The sequence below is a fragment of the Bradyrhizobium sp. Kon56 genome, assembly GCF_055807635.1.
Genome location: NZ_JBVVOU010000484.1, coordinates 1 through 260, shown reverse-complemented (window position 1 = coordinate 260; position 260 = coordinate 1). Strand labels below are relative to the sequence as shown.

Below are 260 nucleotides of genomic sequence, written 5' to 3'. Positions count from 1 at the left end.
GCCACTGCCTTGCCGACCAACGTTTTACCGCAGCCGACACCGGGCGCACATCAAGCGCGGTGAGCAGGCCGAACGTGGTGCCCAGGGCCATGGCCGCCACCATGGGCCGATGACGTTCGAATACCAGGCTCAGGGCGTTGAGCCCCTGCAAAAGCTCGCGGCGCTCGTGCCCCAGAATATCTTCCTGCGCGACGCGGTGGTCGGTGAACGTCAGGCGCGTCAAGCCCGCACCGGCCAGGCCCAGGGTGTCCAGCGACTCA

Annotated in this window: 1 protein-coding gene; it reads right to left on the bottom strand. The window is 67.3% G+C overall.

Annotated features, from left to right (window positions below):
- Nucleotides 1–260, bottom strand: a 260-nt coding sequence (locus AC0L3B_RS39755) for a hypothetical protein (protein WP_473383357.1), incomplete at both ends; no start/stop codon positions are given.